This is a genomic window from Bacillus sp. FSL R10-2780, from assembly GCF_038006125.1.
Taxonomy (GTDB): Bacteria; Bacillota; Bacilli; order Bacillales; family Bacillaceae_G; genus Bacillus_A; species Bacillus_A cereus_U.
On sequence record NZ_JBBOUQ010000001.1, the window covers coordinates 2,028,602 to 2,050,428 of the forward strand.

Below are 21,827 nucleotides of genomic sequence, written 5' to 3' on the forward strand. Positions count from 1 at the left end.
TTTTCCTTATATATTAGAATACTTCTTATTCATAACATATTGCACATACTCTGGTGCACTTATGTCAATCTCTTCATCACTGATTTCATATTCTGCTCCGTATAAATAAAATGATGGTATAAATTCCATACCTGTATATAAACATGTAGCGTGAAATGGTTTCGTTAACTCATCCATTGTAATTCCACTATCTTTATAGTCTTTTTCTAATCCCCCTATAGAAATAGCTAAACCAAATTCTTTTCCCTTCACTTTATCTCCCTTTGATCCGTACGCAAATCCATATGTTAATACATCATCAAACCATTTTTTTAATAATGGTGGTGCGCTGTACCAGTAAAGCGGAAATTGGAAAATATATCGATCGTGTTCTACTAACAGCTTTTGTTCCTCTTCAATATTAAACTCCCAATTCGGTGCCACTTTATATAATTCATGTACCGTAATATCATCCGAATATTTCTCAAGTTCTTCTACCCATCTTTTATTAATTCGAGACTTTTCAATATCAGGATGTGCTACAATTACAAGTGTTTTCATATATTTTCTTCCCCCTTATAAATAATTCAAACGCTTTAGTATTAGTATGAATGAGTCACATATAATTGAAAAGTACGTACTTTCAGGTACTATAGGAACCTTAAAGTACCTTTGGAGGTGTTATATGAATCAAAATGATGACTGCCCAATCGCAACGACACTCGACGTGATCGGCGGAAAATGGAAAGTTCATATTTTATGTGTTTTGACGGATGGAAAAATGCGAACAAATGAAATCAAACGGGAAATTCCAAACATTACGCAAAAAGTTCTCACACAACAACTTCGGCAACTTGAGGCTGATGGGATTATCCATCGTACTGTATATCAAGAAGTACCACCAAAGGTTGAGTACACAATAAGCGAACACGGAAAATCTTTAATGCAAATTATGAATGAACTATTTGAATGGGGAAAAGATCATCAGATCAAAAGGTTAAATGACTAAAAGAACCCTACCAACTTTTTTACATACTCTACGTTTATATTTAGCAATCTCAAAATTTCTTATGAACTTACATACTAGTGGGAACTTCACATCACTATCAAGCTAACAAAAAGATCCCTAATAAGAAATTTTTTATTTTTGTGGTACATTAAAACTTTAGCTTGATAGCGATGCGGCAGGACCCAAACAAAGAAATACATTAGACAAATTAAAAACAACACTGCATACGACTAATTTTAATAAGAATTATAGGCACAGAATTACATTCGTATCCTCTTCTTAATTTTAAAATCTGAACAGTCAGCATTTAAAACAAACTTAATAATATCGCTTTTGTACGATTGTCCGTTACTTCATAATAAATTTCTAACCCTTTCCGAGTACCTGTAATGATTTTAACAGCTCGTAGTTTAGATAAATGTTGACTAATTGTACTTTGAGGCATTTGTAATGTTTCATACATCGTTGTTACATTAGTAGGGCCTTTTGTAAGCATTATTTCTACTAAGGATAAACGGACAGGATGTGCCAATACCTTCAATACTTCAGTAATCTCTTCATACATTTCTTTTTTTTCTTTCATATTTCTTTCTCCCCTTTTATATAAATATTAATGATATCCATATATATAATTCGAAATGATATATGATTTTGTGTCCGTCATTTAAAAAAAATATTTAAAAACCCCTTCAGTCCGAAACTAAAGGGGTTTCTTCATATAACGCCTCACTATTAGTAGTCAATAATGAATAGAAATTTCGTTATAGGAGATTTTGATTTTTCAGGTTAACGGAAGGTTTTTCGTCTTCTCTAGACTCAACTAACTAAAGTCAATAACAAAAAGAGAGCAGATTATCTGCTCTCTTATGATGCCTCCTTATGTTCAGGGGAATGCTCAACACTTCCCATTCTCTTTAGTTTATTCCATCCTACCGCTACCCCTCGAATGGATGAAAATATAGATTTAATTACAACATAAGTCATAAATTGACGATAAATAAAGCGTTGTAAAATTAACCATACTAGTGGTTTAGGATTCTCCTTCTCTAATTTAAATGCAAACAGAGAAGCGAGAAGATCCATTAAAAAGAATACAAAATAAAATCCTAAAACTTTTAGCGGATCGCTGCCAAATAGCCCCATAATCATTAATATATCTGCTAAAGGAGCAATGAATTGCAGAACATATTGGAATAACCACATGTTAGGCAATGCAATAAATCCTAATGTTTTATGCTTTGCATTAAACAATGCTTTTCGATGTTTCCAAAGACATTGGAGTGTACCATATGACCAACGATATCGCTGTTTAATAAGACTTTTCACATCTTCAGGTGACTCCGTATAAGCATACGCTTTTTCTTCATATACGATTCTATGCCCTTCACGTAAAAATGTAATAGTAAGATCCGTATCTTCTGCCAATGTATCTTCGCTTAAATATCCAGATTCGACTACATTCTTTTTACGCCATGCTCCAATAGCTCCTGGAACTACCGTAATACAATTTAACTCATCAAAAGCTCTGCGTTCTAAATTAAATCCTGTAATATATTCAACATGTTGCCAAGTAGTTAACAAGTTCCGTCTATTTCCCACTTTGACATTACCTGAAACTGCTGCTACATTATGATCTTCAAAGTGTCTGATCATTAGAGAAATAGCGTCTTGCGCAATAATTGTATCCGCATCTAAAGTGACAATGATTTCTCCTGTTGATTTTTGAAATCCTAAGTTCATTGCGGATGATTTCCCACCATTTTCTTTCTGAATTAAACGAACTTTAGGATGTTTATAGAATGTTTCTTGAATTACTTTTGACGTATCATCTTTCGATCCGTCATCAACGACAATAACTTCAAACTCTCTATAATTACTATCCAAAATTGAGCGAATCGTCTTAGCTATAACCTTCTCTTCATTATATGCTGCTATCACAACACTAACAAAAGGTCGATAAGACGAATTAGCAAATAAACGAGAGTTTGTTTTCTTTTTTTGCTTGAATGAAAAATAAATTAAAAATAGGAATCGGAAAATACCTAATCCAATAGCAATATAAAAAATAGTTGTTAATATATGCTTAGAATATCCTGCTCCTGAAAAAACAGCTTTATTGTAAAGTAAATATTGCTTATCCTCTGAAGAAACGGGAGGCATAACTTCATCTCGTTCTTTATTCATTAAATCTGAAATTGTTACAAAACTATATCCATTCTTTTTAAGATCTTTAATAATCATCGGCAGCGCCTCTACCGTATGGGTACGATTCCCTCCTGCATCATGGAGAAGAATAACATTTCCCTCCCCCTTATAAATGGGATTAAGAGTACGCTTTACTAATTCATTTGTTGATGGAGTCGCCCAATCCTCAGGATCAACTTCTTCTGCCACCATTGTATAGTTCATATTTTGTGCACGCAAAATAGGCAGTATTTCATTTGATGAATCCGGGTTAGCATCTGCTTCATACGGTGGCCTAAATAAAACCGTAGAATGCCCAGTTATTTCCTGGATTAGGCGCTGAGTTGTATTAAGTTCTACTTTTGTACGTAGCAAAGACGTATTAGCGACGTTAGGATGCTTGAAAGTATGATTGCCAATTTCATGCCCTTCATCGTATATTCTTTTAACAATACTAGGATTTAATTGCGCATTTTCACCAAGTACAAAAAAGGCAGCTTTTATTTTATACTCTTTTAATATATCTAGAATTTCCGGTGTATATTTCGGATCTGGTCCATCATCAAATGTTAATGCTATTTGTTTGCCTTTTGGCTTTCCATATCGTTGCACTTCATATGCAGATGGCAGTGATTGATACACTTCATCTGTAAAATAACCATTTTTGTCTACTTTAAAATCTCTCAGTCCATTGTGTCTCTCATTCTCAACCTGCAAAATTTCGCCTTGTCCAGAATAATTCACTTCATCTAAACTAGCGATTTTATGTAATGCATCAGGATTTTTTTGTACCTCAATAGGATTCTTTAATACTTTCCATATAGTAGGATCTTCTGCTCCTAGTCTCCATAACGCAAATCCCTTTGCATTGTTGTTCATTGCGATTTTTACTTGATTATAAAGAGTAACACCATCTAAGAACCAAGCAGTATGTTCTGTCTCGCCTGTTTTATATCGAAAATAAGGGTTTCCACTAATGTTATCCCATTGAATTTTTATATTTGAATCCTGAGCCATTGTCATAACTTCTGAGAAAGTTACAGACTTCGCAGGTTCTTTACTATTTACTTCCCAATCATATCCATAGTTACCGAAAGCAACTATAAGTTTCTCAGACGGAATGTCTAGTTCATTGAGCGTATGTTCAAACCATTTATTTGAAGCAATTGGTCCTGGTACCCCTGCTCCATAGTGCTCGTCATACATCATTACAATCATACGATCTATTACTTTGGCTAACGCACCATAATCAAAAGCCTTATCATTAGCGGGGACATCTTGCGTAACAAGCAAATGATGTTTATGAAAGACCGTTGTAAGTTCTATCATGAAATTTGTTAAGTTTTCTCTATCGCTTTCAGGTATTGCCTCAAAGTCAATATTAATACCTGAAAATTGATTCTTTTCAACCTGCTTTACTAAATCGTTAATAAACGTTGTCTTTACATGATCTGGAGAACTCAATAACTTATGAATAAGTTCACTATCAGGACCAGAAGCTTCCTCTGTATAGTTAGTAAGTAAAGGCATAATTTTCACATGATTTTTTTCTGCTAACTTTACAATCTCAGATTTTATCTCACTACTAACTGTTAAGTCTGCTTTTAAGTGATACCATTCTGGTACTAACGTGGTTAAAGAATCGATATTTTCTTTTAAAGAAGCAGTACTATTTTCATCCCAGTTTACATAAAAACCATACACTTCTTTAGATTGTTTGCTATCGTTCGTTGAATTCACCGAATTTTCAACGTTTTCCATTTCGGTATTAGCTTTAAATTCTTCTTTCTTTAACTGCTCGTCGCTGAGTTCTTGATTAATAGGTACAAGTTTAGTATCTTGTTTTACAGCAGGATTCATATTTGGAATTTCTGGTGTCGAAAAAATACTTTGGAAGAAAAAATAAAATACAATACTTATACTAACTATTAAGATACATAGAAACCAACTAAAAGCTTTTTTTCTTCTTCCTTTAGGATCATAAAAAACAGGTTTTGATTTATCTTTCTCTTGTTGAATTTTTTTCTCCATTATATTTTTTACATACTCCTTTTCTTCTTATTCTAAGTACAAATGCAAACTCTAACCTTCTAGGGTTTTGATACAAAATAGCTTAATAGGAATATAGAATAATAAGTTCCTTTTAGCTTTGAAATCAAATAACTAACCCAAATAACTTACAAATGAATTTCACCATTTGGTGAGGTTGCTGTACAAAATGATATCCGTCCTAATATGAAACGAATCTCCATCTTCAATATTCTATGGATTCTTCTTTTCATTCCCTTGATGTTGTGTGACAGGAATGTTTTTGTCCTCATTTTTAGGTCCGTTATTTTCGTTTATATTTCCTTGCTGAGATCCTCTACCGTTGTTCTCTTGCTGGTGTCCATTATTTCCTTGAGACTCTCTACCATTGTTCTCTTGCTGGTGTCCGTTATTTCCTTGAGACTCTCTACCATTGTTCTCTTGCTGGTGTCCATTATTTCCTTGAGACTCTCTACCATTGTTCTCTTGCTGGTGTCCATTATTTCCTTGAGGCTCTCTACCATTGTTCTCTTGCTGGTGTCCGTTATTTCCTTGAGACTCTCTACCATTGTTCTCTTGCTGATGTCCATTATTTCCTTGAGACTCTCTACCATTATTCTCTTGCTGATGTCCATTATTTCCTTGCTGAGATCCTCTACCATTATTCTCTTGCTGATGTCCATTATTTTCTTTTATTTGCTTCGGTTGCTGTTCCTTGTATTGCTTTTGTTCTATATACTCCTGCTTATCATGTATTTTTTCTTTTACAGGAGACGAATCCGATGATATATCAGGAGATGACTTTTGTTGCGAATGTATCTCCTCATCGCGCTCCTCTTGATTAGACGGCGGTGCAGGAGGAGTAAGTGATTTCTGCTTCTCATTCTCTCGCTTTATATAAACACCTGTGCCAACTCCTGCTTTCATGGCATTCTCCCGCATTTGCATCGTACTGCTTTGATATACGACTGTAACGTGTTTTGTCTCATACTCTTTCTTTAATTTTTGCATAGCCTTTTCCAACTGTGGTTCTAGCGTCTTGTCCTTTGTAACAGCTGTTAGCATAACTTGCTTATCATTCGTTAAGTACTTATCCTCTTGACTCTGCTTTATAATAGTACGTATTACGTCTTGCAGGTCTTTATTTTCCCATCGTTTCATTTCTTTTAAAATACGCCTTCCATCATCATTACAAGCTCGCAAATCTATAACACGAAGATCCTTTGTTACGCTCACCTCTAAACTTGGATTTATATCCACTGAGACATAAGCAAATACTTTTTCTTCCGGTTGGTTGTAGAAAAACAGCAACACACATAGAAAACAAGTAACAAGTAATGATGCAGGCTTTAAGAAAGAAGGGATTGAATAACGCGGTGCTCTTTGCTCTTGTTTGTTAAACGAGATTTCCTCTCCAATCATGTAAGAGTGTACTTTTCTTTTAAACGTAATAAACTCTCCATTTGGAGTTAAAACAACTACGCTATGTTTTTTTATATCCATCACAATTCCTTTATTCATCATGCTTCTCCCCTCTTATATAATCAAGAATATATGTATAGTTGTTTGCAAAAATAATACACATCGCAATAATGTATTTTCTATGTCGCTCCAACGTTTTACGACTTACCCTAACACGCGGTTCAATATGTTTCAGCGGTAACTTTTTCTTTCTGAACAGCTCTTCCATCATTTTCTCGTCTTTTATAATAATCTTTACAATTTCTATTAAGTGCTCACGCGTATCACGATGCTTAGGAGATTCCTTAGCAAGCTCTGAAAATGTGATTTTAAACTCAGCTAGCACACTTTGAAAATGAAGAATTTCCTCCTTACGGTTACTATTTTCCATCTCTTTCATATACTCCGTAAGCGATACTTGCATTTCTAATATTTCCTCTTGCTTATCTTCTTTTAAAAAGACAAGATTATGCTTAGACTCCTTGCGTATATAGTCAATTACATCTCTTTTTATAAGAAGATTAGCAAACGCTAGAAAAGATTTCCCTTTTTTATATGAATACTGTTCAATTGCTTCGTTAAACGCAAACAACCCAATGCTATATTCATCATCCTGTTCTGTAATATATCGGCGGCAGACAGACGAAATTGATTTTCTAATAAACGGCTGATACTGTACGATAAAAGCTTCCTTATCTCCTCCGTTGTTTTGTATGTTAAATACGATATCTTCTATTTTCGTTTTTTTTAAGATCTTCATTACTAAACTCAACACTAGTAATCTCCCTGCCTCCTTCTGCTTCAAATAGCAAAATGGTCACTAAACAAGTGACCATTTAACCACATTTTCTTAGTACTTTTCTTTGGGCTTGTCTCCTTGCTATTACTCATATTTTTCGAGGCCAACTTTTTTTAGATGACTATTTTTTCCACTTGCACTAAAGTGAAGTCTATATTTTGTACTGCTTTTTTGTTTTCTTTTGCAATACCACTTGTTCTTCTTGTTCTTCTTGCTCTTTTTCTATTTTATCTGCAATCTTTGAATAACTCTTCTCTATATTTTTGGTAATTTTAGCTTTTTCTTTCATTTGCTTTCTTCTACTGCTTTCTTCTACTTATATATATTCGAAGGAATAAATAATTTTATGGGGGTCAAAAAAATATTTTTTATAAAATAGTTATTTTTTCAAAAATAAAAACCATCAATTTGAAAAAAGATTGTTCAAATTGATGGTTTTCTTGTAATATTTATTAATTTTTTATAACTAAGTTGAATCATGTCAGCCTTTAATTATTGTTATCCTTTTTTCTGTTGCTTCTACTACAAGATTTTATCGGCCACCAATCCACTAAAAACGTACAGTAGACCGGCTTTACTTTTGACATAATTCCCGTTCTCGGAAGTAAGGATTTAAAAGTAACCTATCCATAGTGATATTAAAGTTACTACTAACAGGGCAAGAAGAAATATGATATTTCGAATCCACTTTTGTATATCATCAAAATACCGCTCTATACATGCAACGTTGATATAAAACATGAGAAATACAACAAAGAAGGTAAAGTTACCAAATTTATCGTTCAATTTTTCATTGGTAAATGTGCTTACATGAAGGAATAGTAAAGCAAAAGTTACTAAGAATAACTCAAATAGCCTTTTTTTGCTCACCCCACCACCCCCTTATAGTAATTTCCTTTTGTTTCATTTTATAAGAACGTCGCGTGTAGCAGACTATGAATATTATACTTATGTGAAAAAAGACTAACAATTCAAGATTGTTAGCCTTAATCGCATCTTTTAAAAAAATAACCCAATACAACAAATGACTGGTTCTTCAACTTGCACTATATTCTCCTTTTATTACAAAAAACGAACCCCGAATTGTTCCAGCAAGTTTAGACTTCTGCCTAGCAAACTTAAACTTCTCTGCTAACTCCTTTGGTATCTCCATTCCCTCAGAAAGCTTAAATCCAACAGCCCGCTTCTTCGGGTTATCCAACGTATACATGACGTTGACTGCAAGACCATCCTCATAGAAGACATAGGCAAATTTAATATTTTCCACTTGAAAACACGATATTTCTAAAGGTTTTGCCGCAAACTCAATATCACGTTCTTCTTTCAAAACGCGGTTCACGTAATCTAGAGTCTCCTCGCTTTCACTAGCTGGTACAACCGTAAATTCATGCTTGTATTTGTTCATAAAGTAACGTGCTTCATGAGCACGTAAACCAGCAAGCGCTTCCGCTATAGGTGAAGACTCTAAGCCAGCTGTAGTTACGTTTTTAAAATCAACGATATCGGACAATTCCATCTCTCCTTTAATCTCTTTACTTCCTAACAACAGGAATCCACATTTCACCAAAAACTAAGCCGTTTCGCTGCCCCATCTCAACCGTCGCATTTGGCCCACCAACATAGGCAAAATCCTTAACTTCAGGTAAGACTTGACCAAAGGCAATGCCAGTAAGCTTATTACTTAGCTCCTCAGCCGTCTTGCCTTCCCCTTTAACTACTAAATATTCCCCCATAGGAAACTGGATAACTCTAGATTCTTCTTGTATTTGTGCCTCTGTCATAACACCAGCATAATACATCATCTTGTTATTCACCGCTTCGCTCACAGAAAAAATGTAATCATTTGTAGCTAAATCCTTTAAAGTGTCAAGCCTTCCATCTTGTTTAACGGCCTCCCAAAAGTCTTCTTTTTCTTTATTTATTCCAGCAAAGTCTGTGTATTCGCTCTTAAGTTCAGTTCCAATACCTAACACGATAAAGCTATCTTTTTCTTCTAAAGTATAATTTTTCATCTTCAAAACCTTCCTCTTTTTTAAATTAATCAAATGATTTATCTTTTCATCTGATAAGTTTATAATATCCTTAAATCATGTCAAAAAATGATACTGTTTAGGAGACCAACATGAAAAAAGTTGAACGGATTAATACCATCATGCGGTACATCAACAACCGCTCCCACTTTACAATTTCTGAAATCATACGAGAATTTAACATCTCACGATCGACAGCTATTAGAGACATTAGAGAGGTTGAAGCCATGGGGATGCCGCTCGTCGCTGAAGTTGGAAGGGCTGGGGGCTATTTTGTCATGCATAACTCTATCCTGCCCGTCGTTCGCTTTACTGATAATGAGGTCAAAGCTCTTTTTATTGCCTTTATGGCCACAAGAAATCAACAACTTCCCTATTTGAAAAGTCGTCAGTCTCTAGCTGAAAAACTACTAGGACTCATCTCAGAAATCCAGCAAGATGACCTTGTTCTTTTAAATCAAATCTTGCTTTTTGAAGGGACTAACCCTCATAATCCTGACCTACTTGAGCTTTCTGACCTCCCCCATCCTATGTTAGAAAAACTCATCCAAATCCTTCTTTTGGATAGCCATTTATTGATTACCATAAAAGAAGAAGCGGAAATCAAGTCTTATCCAATTTATCTACTACACCTTTATCAAGAAAAAAGCCATTGGATAATTGAAGGCTTTGACATAAAAGAAGAAAAAAAGAAGATGTTTCTTGTCGATCATCTCATTAATGTCGAACCCTATACGATGAAAAATAGATTAAGCAAGAAAAAAATTTTAGAAAAACTCAGTAAGAAGGACGAAGCAATCAACCTTGTACTTGAACTTGGTCCAAAAGCGATTGCCCAGTTCAAAAAATACCATCCTATAAAAATTTCTATTTCCTATACAAATCCTTACCAATCCACAGCCATTTTAAAGACTTTTATCAATGTTAACAATCTCGATGAATTAACAGAAATAACAAATTGGCTACTTTTCCTAGGTAAGGGTATCAAAATTAGGGAAGTACCTGAAGAATTGTTAGAAGGTTTAAAAGAGAGATTATGTTTATACTGCCCATAAGCAGTGACCAGTTACACTCAAAATAATATTGAGTTTGACTAGATGCCAGTTACCCCTATTTAAATACCTAGTAAAAACATTTTATTCGTTACCGCTACTTTAAACGCTCTTCTAAGAATAACGCCAACACAAAAAAAGACATGAACTAATCTTTGTTCATGTCTTTTTATATTAGATTTTAACCCTCACTAAATTACTTGTTTAATATTCTAATGTGGATTTATCTTATCCATAATCTCTTTCATTCTTTTTTCAAATCCCACTATTTTAGCACTTGAACTAACAATAGCGAATTAGAATAATGACTTAATACTTGCTAGGACAGTAAGTATACCTACAATAATGACAAATACATTGCTCATTTTCCCTCTGTATTTAGCCAGTACTGGTACTTTACGAATCGCATACATTGGTAATAGACATAAGATCGCAGCAACTAACGGACCGCTAAGGGCATCAATGATTCCAAGAATACTTGGATTTGCATAAGCAACATACCAACATGTTAATACGACAAAAGCAAGAATCATTGTCTTAACTGTTTTTTCTTCGATAGCTTTTCCGCGTGTTTTACCAAACTTGATAATTACGTCACGCATTACCTCATATGCCCCTATATAATGGCCAAGGAAAGACTTAGTTATAGCCACAAAAGCAATGATAGGAGCTGCAATAGTGATTACTGGTGAATTAAGCTCATTAGCAAGATACGATAGAATTGATAAGTTTTGTTCTTTAGCCATCATAAGATCTTTTGGAGTTAAACTCAGTGCACTACTCCAAACAAAGAACATAACTACTACGAATGTCATAATATAACAAACTTTTTGTATTTGAGCACATTTGGCATCAGTAGCTTCTATTCCATAGGTAGCTCTCTGTTTTATAACAAATGACGAAATCAGAGGAGAATGATTAAATGAGAATACTATGATTGGTAGTATCATCAATATCACTCCAAAATACCCTGTTCCTGTTGAAGCAGTAGAAACACTTGAAAAACTGAGCATTGACGTATTCCACTGTGGAATTAAAGATATTGAGATAAAAAGTAAAGACACGATAAAAGGATATACTAGCATGCTCATTATCTTTACAATGATATCTTGACCAAAATTTAGTATAGCTATAAGGCCGAGCACTAATACAAGAGATAAAATGGCCCTTGGAGGCTCCGGCATGTGCAATTGATGCACGATAAAACTACTTGCAGTATTTGTAAGTGCAACCGAATACATCAGCACGATCGTATAAATTGAAACGAAATATACTATGTTAAAAATGATACTTGCCTTATTTCCAAAATACTCTCTTATTGTACCTGTGATCCCCTCATCAGCAGAATTAGAAGCGTATATCATTTTAGCAAGTGCCCTATGTGAGTAATACATAACAGGAAATGCAAGTATCGTAATTAACAGTAATGATAATAAACCACCTGAACCTGCATTAATAGGTAAAAAGAGTACTCCTGCTCCAATTGCTGTTCCAAAAAGGCTCAATGCCCAGGTAGTATCTTGTTTATGCCACTTTTTAGGATCTAGATATTCCTCATTTTTCACTGCAGTATTTTCAGCTTGAAATTCTATTTTTTTTGCAGTATTCCCATTCATATAATAAATCCCCCTTGTATCCTATTCTTACGTCTCTTTTTAGGCTTAAGAATATAGACCATTCTTAAAAATGAATCGCTTACTTGATGCACCATATTGTAAACGATTCCACCTAAAGCTGTCTCTCTTAATGTGCGAGGCATTTATCCTCCAACCCTATACTTCGTCAGCATTGATGATATTGTTTACACCAGCTAATACGATATCCGCTGCTACTAAACTATTTTGAAGAAATTCTCCTTCTGGTCACACACCTTTCTGCAATTAATCGTTTCAGTCTGTCCAATTTTAAAATGTTTGATATTTTCTCCGTAGGTAATCGGTTACCTCTCGACGCCCTCATTATAACGTTTATATTTGCGAGTCTAATTTTTTTTTATTTTTAGAAAGACAGAATAAACAGAATTATGAATAGATAATAAATTACAATTGGCATGTAGCAATTGTGTCTATTTTTTGAAGCTGTATTAGTTAGCAAAAAGGAGAAAATAATACAGATATCCTTTTTGTTAAAACGTTGACTATATTGGGAACTCATTATAAAGATAGTTATATTCCCTTTTGCTGAAACATCTTATTTTAGACGCGAAAACTGTTATAATAAATAATCATTGTAGATGTAAAGGAATAAATTAAGAAAACATAAAATCATCCAACTGAATATTTATCACAAATATCGAATTAATATGCATTTTTCAGAAAAAAAGAACTTCTCTAACTTAGTACCAGCGCACCTTCTATAACGTTTGACATGTTACACCTTTTAAAAGAATAACACCATAAGTTTCCATTTACTATATGTAATATTTATTAAGTGTAGTTTTTTCTAAATATGCATAATTTCATATTTAGAAAAAGAGAGTATACTTTCGTATTGTGTAATAAAGATATGGCCCACCTACGGAAATAGGTGGGCTTTTCATGTATAAAAATTGCATTTATTATATGACGATTAGAATTGCGGTCAAAATATTATCTCTTCCCCTTTAACTCTCTCAGTCTGCTTTTTTCAGCGTCTGAATCTACTTACGTACCAACTACATAACCAGTAAAAATACTAACAATTATAGCAATAACTAAGATTAATGTGATTTTAATCCACTTTTCCAAGCATATATTTCATTTCAGAAGATTTAGTTACCATAGGGCACCGAACCGATGGTGCACTTACCCTAACTGACGTTTAAATGCTTTACCGGCGAAGAAGTAAGCGATAACCATGATGCCAACGCACCAAGCAAGTGCAATCCAAATATCGTTACCAACAGTCCCTTCATATAAGAGGGCACGAATCGCATTCACGATTGAAGTTACAGGCTGGTTCTCAGCGAACGCACGAACAATTTTTGGCATCGTTTCGGTAGGAACAAAGGCCGAACTAATAAAGGGCAGAAAAATTAGCGGGTATGAGTAGGCTGTCGCCCCTTCCATAGACTTCGCTGTCAACCCGGGAATGATAGCCAACCATGTTAGCGCCAGCGTAAACATCCCAAGTATTCCAGCTACCGCAAGCCAATCCAGAATATTAGCGCTGGAACGGAAGCCCATTAAGAGCGCAACAAGGATAACCACCACGATAGTAAGTACATTAGCAACAAGTGAGGTTAATACGTGAGCCCATAATACCGACGAGCGCTTGATAGGCATAGTAATGAAACGTGCCATCAGCCCACTCTTTACATCCGTAAACAACCGCACGGATGTGTAAGCGACACCGGATGCGATAGCCATCAGCAAGATTCCCGGCAATAAATAATTGACGTAGTTATCCGTTCCTGTCTTTATGGCGCCGCCAAATACGTAGACAAACAACAGCATCATCATAATCGGTGTAATCGCTACCGTAATAATCGTATCTGGACTCCGCATAATGTTGCGCATTAAGCGCCCTAGTAATACCCCTGTTTTGCTTTTCATTTACATCTCCTCCTTTTTGCCGATGATCGCAAGGAAAATTTCTTCCAATGTCGGCTGCTTCTCGATATACTCCACTTTTGCTGGCGGGAACATCTCTTTAAGTTCAGTAAGAGTACCAGTCGTAATAATTTTTCCGCCATGCAAGATAGCGATACGGTCCGCCAGTTGTTCGGCTTCCTCCAGGTACTGGGTTGTCAGCAAGATGGTTGTGCCACCGCCGGCAAGTTCCTTGACGGTATCCCACACTTCAATCCGCGCTTCGGGGTCAAGCCCTGTCGTCGGTTCATCGAGAAAAATGACTGCTGGCGTTCCGATCAAACTCATCGCGATGTCAAGCCGGCGCTTCATCCCACCTGAATACTGGTCTGCCCTCTGGTTGGCTGCATCGGTCAGGCTAAATCTTGCAAGCAAATTATCAGCGACTTGAGCAGGACTAGAAACTCCACGCAAATTGGCAATCATTATCAAGTTTTCTCTCCCCGTGAGCATACCGTCTAAAGCTGCAAACTGCCCTGTCAGACTGATACTTTGACGAACATGATCCGATTGACGCTGGACGTCAAAACCGCAAACACCTACTTCGCCGCCATCTTGCTTCATCAGCGTAGAGAGGATATTGACCATCGTCGTCTTGCCCGCTCCATTTGAGCCCAGCAGCGCGAAAATTTCGCCACGCTGCACTTCAAAATCTACCCCTTTTAACACTTCCTTATCTTTAAAGGATTTTTTTAACCCTTTTACAGAAATCACTGTGTTGCTCATGCTTTTTTCCTCCTTAAAAAATGTTTTGTAAAGCTAGACTGCCTACACTCCTCTATTTAGTATTACTGATATTCTGTATTACTTAGTACTGATTTAAAAATATAACTGAATAGCGATGGTGGCAATTCACATTTGTAACCAGCTAATCAGTCGGTATTACCTTTTGCATTTATTTTTTTCTCAATTGCTTCATGATACTTTCATTCAAATCTTCACGATACTTGGAGACATAAGTTTTAGCGTTTGCCACTAGTTCGTCAGCAAAGGATGCCACGTCCTCCCCAGTGATTTCCAGCACTTGTCTGCCTTCCGCCGCACCGGCTTCAAACAAATCGATTAATTCATACTGTATGTGTAGCATATCCATCCCGTTGCCCGCTGAGAAATTCCACATGTAGTTTTGGATTTTCTTAAACACAAATTGGTAGTCCTCTGGCAGAACTCCAACCCGTGCCATCATCATTTTGTACTCTTTTTTATCACCAATTAATTTTTTGAACATTTCCAACATATTATTTTTCCTCCTTTTTTATAAAGCAGAACAAGAAACTCCCAAAATATCGGCCGAATATTTTATCTTATGAGGCTAGTTTGACTTCAAGACGTTAATTTTTGATGATACAAAATCCCATTTTCTCCAAAATAATTCAAGCTCCTGACGGCCATCCTCATTTAGTGAATAAAACTTACGAGGCGGCCCCATATCTGATGGTTTCTTTTCAATATTCACAAGTTTTTTCTTCTCTAATCGCACAAGGATGGTATAGACCGTTCCTTCCACGACTTCGGTAAACCCAAGATCATTCAGGTGACGGGTAATCTCATAGCCATAGGTTTCACGGCGGCTGATGATTTCCAGTACACATCCTTCCAGCGAACCTTTCAGCATTTCAGTTAAATTTTCCATATTCTGATCCTCCTCTACCCCCTATTCTGTCTGACTTATATTCAGTATCACAGAGTACTAAGGCGAATTTTTTACTGAATAGATTTTGAGAAACCACACTATTCAGTATTACTTATTACAACTACATTTTATGACTAAGTAGATAGAATGTCAACTCGATTTTTAAATTTTTTCTTAAATCCGCTTTTTCCTATTGTTTACTAAATATATTTCAAGAAATCACGCTATTCAGTATTACTTATTACAAGTACATTGTATGACTAAGTAGAGGTGAATGTCAACTGGACTTTTAAATTTTTTAAAAAATCCGCTATTACCTATTGGATACTGCCTATTTTCTTTTTAAAAAATCTCACCACATACCTATCCAGCTAAGAAAAGGAAATACCCCAAAACAAAAATTCCGCATTTTTGTTTTGGGCGTTATAATATTCCGAAGTTAATGAATGTGGCTAGCTCTCCTTATTAAGAAGACGGATCATTTTTTTTGTTCTTCTACTAATGCACCTGTGCATCTAATACATGAGCTTGCGAATACATACAAATTCTTTATAAAGCCAACTCTACATATAGGACATCCTTTTTGTTACGATAACATCATATTCATGTCTTCTGCTGCGGTTGTAATTAGTTTTAAACCAAATGTTTCTTGTAATACATCAAGCACACCAGGTGAAATAAATTCAGGGGCCTTTGGACCAATGCGAATATCTTGAATACCAAGACTAAATAGCCCAAGTAAAATGGCAACTGCTTTTTGTTCAAACCATGATAGGACAATACTCACTGGCAATTCATTTACTTCACATTGAAAAGCATCTGCTAAAGCGGCCGCTATTTTCACTGTAGAAATTGAGTTATTACATTGCCCTAAGTCAATGTAACGCGGAATCTCCGTACCAGGTACAACACCATAACTTACATCATTAAAGCGGAATTTCCCACAAGAAGTTGTTAAAATAACCGTTTCTGGAGGAAGTGACGTTGCTAATTCACGATAGTATTCCCCGCCTTTTCCTGGTGCATCACAACCTGCGATGACAAAGAAACGCTTTATTTTCCCTTCCTTTACTGCCTCAATAATTTCTGGAGCTAATGATAATACTGTATTATGATGAAATCCTGTTACTAACTGTTCATCCGACTCCATATGTACTTCGGGAAGCTCTAGCGCTTTTTGAATCAATGGTGCAAAATCATCATTTTCAATTTTTTGTACGCCCTCTAAGCCTGCAATATCATATGAAAAGAATCGATCAGAGTATGATCCTTTAATTGGCATAACACAGTTCGTTGTAGCTAATATGGCACCAGTGAATTTTTCAAAAAGGCGTCGTTGATCGTACCATGCCTTACCAATGTTTCCTTTTAAATGTTTATATTTTTTCAGCTTTGGATATCCGTGTGCTGGTAACATTTCAGAATGCGTATAAATATTAATTTCTTTTCCTTCTGTTTGCTTTAATAATTCCTCTAATGCAAATAAATTATGACCAGTAACTACAATTGCCTTACCTTCTACATGATTTTGTGTAATTTGAACAGGCTCTGGAACACCAAAGTGGTTCGTATGTGCCTCATCTAATAACTCCATCACCCGTAAAGCTGCCTTTCCGACTTTCATAGCCATATCAATATGTTCTTGTTCATTAAAATTAGAATTTGTTAATGTCATATATAACGCTTCTTGCGTTGTAGCATCTACAAATGCATCTGTATACCCTAGCTGAGCAGCATGAGTACGATAAGCAGCAATTCCTTTTAATCCAAACACAATCGTATCTTGTAAACTTGCAATGGTTTCATTCTTACCGCAAACACCCATCACTTTGCATCCGCCTGTTGGCGTTTGTTCACATTGATAACAAAACATTATCATCCCACCCTCTCCCAATCATTCCTTACAAACTAAGCATAATACCCATTGAGAAAAAGGGATGTGATATCAATCACAATAATATATGAAAATTTGTGACAGTTCACATTGTTTACATAATATTTTTATTGACACTCTAAAATTTATACATAAGCATGCACACTTCTGTTGATGCTTCCAAATCACTAAATAATTGCTTTAAAGAAAGTCTAACAATATATAAATAAAAATGAATCTTTTACTAGCTCATTGTACAAAACTAAGATTTCTTACTATATTTGGCGATAAAGCATTTTGAATCTCTTGCGTAAATAATTTTGATTTATAAAATACAAAATTTCACATATAAATACGCTATTCTTTCTTATAATCCAAAAGAAAGAATAGCGTATTTTATTAGTTGAGAATGTTTTAAGGTTATTATGAGAACTCCCTTTATTTACAGTACTTTTACACTACCTTAACATTGTTTACATTAATTTATGATATATTAATATAGAAACTACTTAAGAAATTTCATGTACATTTTATCTTTATGACCTCTTATTTAATTGATAGAGAGATCATGTTATATCTTTATAACAGGGGTGAATTAGGATGACTGAAACTTTAAAGACACTTATAATGCTTGATGTTACTTACGTTGTTATAGCAATTATGACGGTACTGGTATTTGTATACTTAGAATTAAAATCTCAGTGACATATGCAGGCGTAATCGATAGCTTCAGCATTTCAATATAGTTAGAAAAAAGAGAGGAGAAAATTGTTTTCTCCTCTCTTTTTTCTTCCAAAAATTTCTTACATCTACAATAAGCTTCATCATTATTTTATTCTTTGTTTCTTATTTCAACAAATCCAGTGTATGTAAAAGCAATCCTTTGTCCCCTACATCACCATGACCAGGTACTACTGAATTCATATTTCCATATCGGTTCAACACATTTTCAATTGATGTGGACCATTCATTTACATATGCATCAGCAACATTCCCTAAATCTTTCGCTTCAGCAGATTTCACTAAACAGCCTCCAGCTAAAATTTTATATTGTGGTAACCATACAACAATATTATCTTCTGTATGACCTTTCCCCGGATAGAACGTTTCTACTTTCATATTTCCAAACTTCAAATTTGTAATTGTTTGTAAGTCTCCAAGCGGCTCTTCATATCCATTTTTCTTTGCTAATTCCGCAGTTAGTGCTGTACTATGCGCTTTAATACCTCTTTCTTTCAACGTTTTTATCCCGCCAATTCGATCAGCGTGCGCATGTGTAATAATGACATCCGTTACGCGCTTCTTAAATTTCTTTTCTACCATCTCTATTAATTCCTTCGTTAACTTATCATCCCAAGAAGAATCGACAAGTACTAACCCTTTAGAAGTAGTAAGAACTAGACCACTCGAAGGAACTGCTTCTCCGTTAAAATAACCTAACTCCGTATGAACCCATACATTTTTGTTTAACTGAGAAAGTGAAATAGTTCCGGTCTCATTCTTTATTACTTTTTGCTCTAGCTTTTGTTCTGCTTTCACAGAAGAAATTGTGCTAACAAATTGAGTTGTTCCTAGTAAACTAACACATACCCCTAATTTTAATAATGTATTCTTTTTCATTTTCTCCACCCTTTCTTTCAAACTAAATAGTTATTACCTATATTAGACAATTCATCTCAAAAGTTTGTTCCATCTTTTTTTACATATTTTTCATGCAACTAATAAAAAAGCGTGCAAAATTCTGTACGCTTTAAAACTTAAAATCACAAATTGGTAGTGTCTTCACTACTCCTAATGTCAAAATCATTATTCCTATCATTGTAATTGGACACTTTATAATAGCAATTTATGTAAATACACGTATGATTCATTAAAAAAAGATCATCCAATTGGATGATCTTCTTCATAATTTATCGACATATTGCTTTGCTTCTAGTATTGAAAAACCAAATGCTTCTCTTACTCTCTTAACTACTGTAATCGTTTTTCCATCTTCCACAAGCTGACGTAATTCTTTATTAATCTCAGGTTCTCTTTCTACAATTCCCATCTCTTTCGTAATTAATTGTAATCTATCTTCCATCCTCTTTAAACGCGCATCATTTTTCTTTTGGATTTTATTTAATTTTTCAGCAATATACATAAATCCAAAATTCCATGACTGCTCCTCCTTCACTAGCTTTCATATGTTTTATTTAAGTAACTTATGTAAATTTTACCATAGGACACGTTTAATGTATAATAGTGATATACAACACTATTGATAAACCTTTTATATTAGGGGGACACTTTATGAAACGATTTTTGAATACGTTACTATAATTTGTAGTTCTTTCAATTGCACTACATTTATTATTTGATATAGTTGGTTGGCTTGTTTTCAATGCACCAATTGAAAACAAAGGAGCACTTATTTCCTACATATCAACTCTATGGCTAATGTATATGTATAGAGATAAATTACTTCAGTTTATAATGCGAATTTCTGCAAAATAAAAGAGGACACTTCATCAAAAATGATGAGGTTTTTTCTTTTATTCTCTTTCTCTATATTAAAAATTAACTTTTAATTCCATTCACATCACCTCTCATAGATTAACAATGTATAATAAAGTTAATATTCTATTTTTAAAAAGAAAGGAGCAACTATGAACTTAAAAAGTAACAATATATACGAGAAAATGAACCAATATTCCGTTGCTGGTTTAAGCCTTGCCGTCATACGTGATGGCAAACTAAACGAAGCGACTGCCTTTGGAACACTTGAATCTGGAACAAATAGAACTGTCACTACGGATTCCATCCTCAATTCTTGTTCTATTAGCAAATTCATCACCACAATGCTCGTACTAACATTATCAGATCAAGAAATCGTACATTTAGATGAAGACGTAACTGATAGACTCACATCCTGGAACATCCCTACCAATCTATTTACTTCACAGAAAAAAGTCACGTTGCGAAACTTATTAAGTCACCAATCTGGAATCATTGATCCTCCTAATAGTTTTGAACATTATAAGCTAGAGAAAGGAATACCTAAAATTCCTGAAGTCCTTTCTGGTAGAACATTATATTGCCCAGTACCTATAGAAATGAATTATGAACCAGAAAGTGAATTTCACTACTCAGACGCAAACTTTTGTATAATCGAACAACTACTAGAAGATATTACTGGGAAATCATTTAGTCAGTTACTAGAAGAACTTATCTTCCAGCCACTACAAATGAAAAATAGTACACTCTTCTCTCCCGAAGTCATAGATAAAACCGATGCTTTTGCTTGCGGGCATAATAAAGATGAAACTGTAACAAATGAGAACTATCCATTTTATCCATTCGCAGCTGCTTCAGGCATTTGGACAACACCAACCGACTTATCAGCTTTAGTAATCGAACTCATTCATTCCTTACAAGGAAATAGCAAACTAGAACTTTCTCAAAAAACAGTACTAGATATGATTTCTCCTCAAGGCTGCTCAAAATGGACTGGATTAGGTATTTTTCTAGATGATTCTAATGAAGACTTACAAATTTACTCACTTGGATGGGGTGTTGGATTTCAATGTATGATTGTATGTAATCCATACCGAGGTAATGGCGCTGTTATTATGACGAACTCGGATTTAGGTGTTCATCAAAAGGATGGGATTATTGGTGAGGTTTTAAAAATGTTATCCCTATAATGAACGAAACAGATATAAAGAAAGAAGCTGATTCTCCCAGCTTCTTTCTTTATATAACATTTTTCACCACAATTTTAATATGTTCTGGTGCTATAATTTCCGATATACTTTCTTGGAAATCTTCATGCAGCAGTTCTTCAATATGTTCTAACTGCACTTCGACATGTGTACATTCTAAATTATGTATGTTTAATAGTGCATAATGATCTTTCTTCTTAATTACTAAATATTGATTTTCTTCTGTTATGAGTACAGAACCTAATCGTATTCCTAGTAGACGTTGATCATCAAACTTCACAATCTTTTCCCCTTTCCAACTGTGAATGTAATTACTATACAAAAAACCTAATTTAAGGAAATAAATCTTATATCGACTATATCATACTTACTAAAATATAAATATCATATTTTCTTTCAATAGAAATCCCTGGTTTTTTATATATTTCGATACAAAAAACTTTCTCAACAAAAAATGAGAATTTTCAGTTTTTTATTTCATGAAAATCTATTATAATAAAGCTAAT

At 34.6% G+C, this 21,827-nt stretch carries 21 protein-coding genes and 3 pseudogenes; 4 read left to right on the forward strand and 20 right to left on the reverse strand.

Translation table 11 applies throughout. The features are described from left to right. Positions 1–6: 6 nt before the first annotated feature. Positions 7–540, reverse strand: a complete 534-nt coding sequence (locus tag NSQ47_RS10615) for an NAD(P)H-dependent oxidoreductase (protein WP_341036840.1) — start codon at positions 538–540, stop codon at positions 7–9. A 124-nt stretch (positions 541–664) separates the two neighbouring features. Between NSQ47_RS10615 and NSQ47_RS10620 the strand changes: the two genes are divergently transcribed. Beyond that, positions 665–988, forward strand: a complete 324-nt coding sequence (locus NSQ47_RS10620; protein ID WP_341036841.1) for a winged helix-turn-helix transcriptional regulator — start codon at positions 665–667, stop codon at positions 986–988. Between the two features lie 307 nt (positions 989–1,295). On the opposite strand, the gene NSQ47_RS10625 is transcribed toward NSQ47_RS10620, so the two are convergent. The 8 genes from NSQ47_RS10625 to NSQ47_RS10660 form a co-directional block, all read right to left on the reverse strand. Further along, positions 1,296–1,571, reverse strand: a complete 276-nt coding sequence (locus tag NSQ47_RS10625; protein ID WP_341036842.1) for an ArsR/SmtB family transcription factor — start codon at positions 1,569–1,571, stop codon at positions 1,296–1,298. 281 nt (positions 1,572–1,852) lie between these two features. Next, on the reverse strand, positions 1,853–5,203 hold the full coding sequence (locus NSQ47_RS10630) for a glycosyltransferase (RefSeq protein ID WP_341036844.1): 3,351 nt from the start codon (positions 5,201–5,203) through the stop codon (positions 1,853–1,855). 231 nt (positions 5,204–5,434) lie between these two features. Next, positions 5,435–6,721: an anti-sigma-I factor RsgI family protein gene (locus NSQ47_RS10635; protein ID WP_341036845.1), complete on the reverse strand. Its 1,287-nt coding sequence runs from the start codon at positions 6,719–6,721 to the stop codon at positions 5,435–5,437. Then, entirely contained in the window at positions 6,714–7,436 is a 723-nt protein-coding gene (gene sigI, locus NSQ47_RS10640; RefSeq protein ID WP_341036846.1) for an RNA polymerase sigma factor SigI, read from the reverse strand. The genes NSQ47_RS10635 and sigI overlap by 8 nt, the downstream gene beginning before the upstream one ends. Positions 7,437–7,611: 175 nt before the next feature. Further along, positions 7,612–7,749, reverse strand: a complete 138-nt coding sequence (locus NSQ47_RS10645) for a hypothetical protein (RefSeq protein ID WP_341036847.1) — start codon at positions 7,747–7,749, stop codon at positions 7,612–7,614. Between the two features lie 323 nt (positions 7,750–8,072). After that, a complete protein-coding gene (locus tag NSQ47_RS10650; RefSeq protein WP_002110957.1) occupies positions 8,073–8,330 on the reverse strand; it encodes a DUF3963 domain-containing protein in 258 nt (85 codons plus the stop codon). Between the two features lie 166 nt (positions 8,331–8,496). Beyond that, positions 8,497–9,006 (reverse strand): phage tail protein, encoded by a 510-nt coding sequence (locus tag NSQ47_RS10655; protein ID WP_070170449.1) that lies wholly within the window; start codon positions 9,004–9,006, stop codon positions 8,497–8,499. Then, the gene (locus NSQ47_RS10660; protein WP_033710900.1) at positions 8,993–9,472 is read right to left on the reverse strand and encodes a GyrI-like domain-containing protein; all 480 of its coding nucleotides are present in this window, start codon (positions 9,470–9,472) and stop codon (positions 8,993–8,995) included. The genes NSQ47_RS10655 and NSQ47_RS10660 overlap by 14 nt, the downstream gene beginning before the upstream one ends. Before the next feature lie 110 nt (positions 9,473–9,582). Here NSQ47_RS10660 and NSQ47_RS10665 point away from each other — a divergent pair, with 110 nt between their 5' ends. Next, complete coding sequence (locus NSQ47_RS10665) at positions 9,583–10,545, forward strand: helix-turn-helix transcriptional regulator (protein WP_341036848.1); 963 nt, start codon at positions 9,583–9,585, stop codon at positions 10,543–10,545. A gap of 293 nt (positions 10,546–10,838) precedes the next feature. On the opposite strand, the gene NSQ47_RS10670 is transcribed toward NSQ47_RS10665, so the two are convergent. From NSQ47_RS10670 to bla2, 9 genes and pseudogenes are all read right to left on the reverse strand, one after another. After that, a complete protein-coding gene (locus NSQ47_RS10670) occupies positions 10,839–12,158 on the reverse strand; it encodes an aromatic amino acid transport family protein (RefSeq protein WP_002110964.1) in 1,320 nt (439 codons plus the stop codon). Positions 12,159–12,304: 146 nt separating this feature from the next. Beyond that, positions 12,305–12,462: pseudogene (locus NSQ47_RS10675) on the reverse strand (L-serine ammonia-lyase, iron-sulfur-dependent, subunit alpha); the annotation flags it as partial. Positions 12,463–13,073: 611 nt separating this feature from the next. Further along, positions 13,074–13,268, reverse strand: a pseudogene (locus NSQ47_RS28225) (PRK06770 family protein); the annotation flags it as partial. Positions 13,269–13,325: 57 nt separating this feature from the next. Further along, positions 13,326–14,075 (reverse strand): ABC transporter permease, encoded by a 750-nt coding sequence (locus tag NSQ47_RS10680; RefSeq protein ID WP_002014105.1) that lies wholly within the window; start codon positions 14,073–14,075, stop codon positions 13,326–13,328. Then, on the reverse strand, positions 14,076–14,837 hold the full coding sequence (locus NSQ47_RS10685; RefSeq protein WP_341036849.1) for an ABC transporter ATP-binding protein: 762 nt from the start codon (positions 14,835–14,837) through the stop codon (positions 14,076–14,078). 169 nt (positions 14,838–15,006) lie between these two features. Continuing rightward, complete coding sequence (locus NSQ47_RS10690; protein WP_341036850.1) at positions 15,007–15,348, reverse strand: DUF1048 domain-containing protein; 342 nt, start codon at positions 15,346–15,348, stop codon at positions 15,007–15,009. Positions 15,349–15,423: 75 nt separating this feature from the next. Then, positions 15,424–15,744, reverse strand: coding sequence for a PadR family transcriptional regulator (locus tag NSQ47_RS10695; protein ID WP_002087595.1), 321 nt, complete (start codon positions 15,742–15,744; stop codon positions 15,424–15,426). A gap of 586 nt (positions 15,745–16,330) precedes the next feature. Next, a complete protein-coding gene (gene hcp / locus NSQ47_RS10700; RefSeq protein ID WP_215571870.1) occupies positions 16,331–17,617 on the reverse strand; it encodes a hydroxylamine reductase in 1,287 nt (428 codons plus the stop codon). An 846-nt stretch (positions 17,618–18,463) separates the two neighbouring features. Next, on the reverse strand, positions 18,464–19,237 hold the full coding sequence (gene bla2, locus NSQ47_RS10705; RefSeq protein WP_341036851.1) for a BcII family subclass B1 metallo-beta-lactamase: 774 nt from the start codon (positions 19,235–19,237) through the stop codon (positions 18,464–18,466). 149 nt (positions 19,238–19,386) lie between these two features. Here bla2 and NSQ47_RS10710 point away from each other — a divergent pair. After that, positions 19,387–19,491: pseudogene (locus NSQ47_RS10710) on the forward strand (DUF3784 domain-containing protein); the annotation flags it as partial. A 29-nt stretch (positions 19,492–19,520) separates the two neighbouring features. Here NSQ47_RS10710 and NSQ47_RS10715 read toward each other — a convergent pair. Next, positions 19,521–19,760 (reverse strand): hypothetical protein, encoded by a 240-nt coding sequence (locus NSQ47_RS10715; protein WP_002161040.1) that lies wholly within the window; start codon positions 19,758–19,760, stop codon positions 19,521–19,523. 505 nt (positions 19,761–20,265) lie between these two features. Between NSQ47_RS10715 and NSQ47_RS10720 the strand changes: the two genes are divergently transcribed. After that, positions 20,266–21,303 (forward strand): serine hydrolase domain-containing protein, encoded by a 1,038-nt coding sequence (locus tag NSQ47_RS10720; RefSeq protein ID WP_340824938.1) that lies wholly within the window; start codon positions 20,266–20,268, stop codon positions 21,301–21,303. 49 nt (positions 21,304–21,352) lie between these two features. Here NSQ47_RS10720 and NSQ47_RS10725 read toward each other — a convergent pair whose 3' ends face one another. Beyond that, complete coding sequence (locus NSQ47_RS10725) at positions 21,353–21,601, reverse strand: hypothetical protein (RefSeq protein ID WP_341036852.1); 249 nt, start codon at positions 21,599–21,601, stop codon at positions 21,353–21,355. Positions 21,602–21,827: the final 226 nt, after the last annotated feature.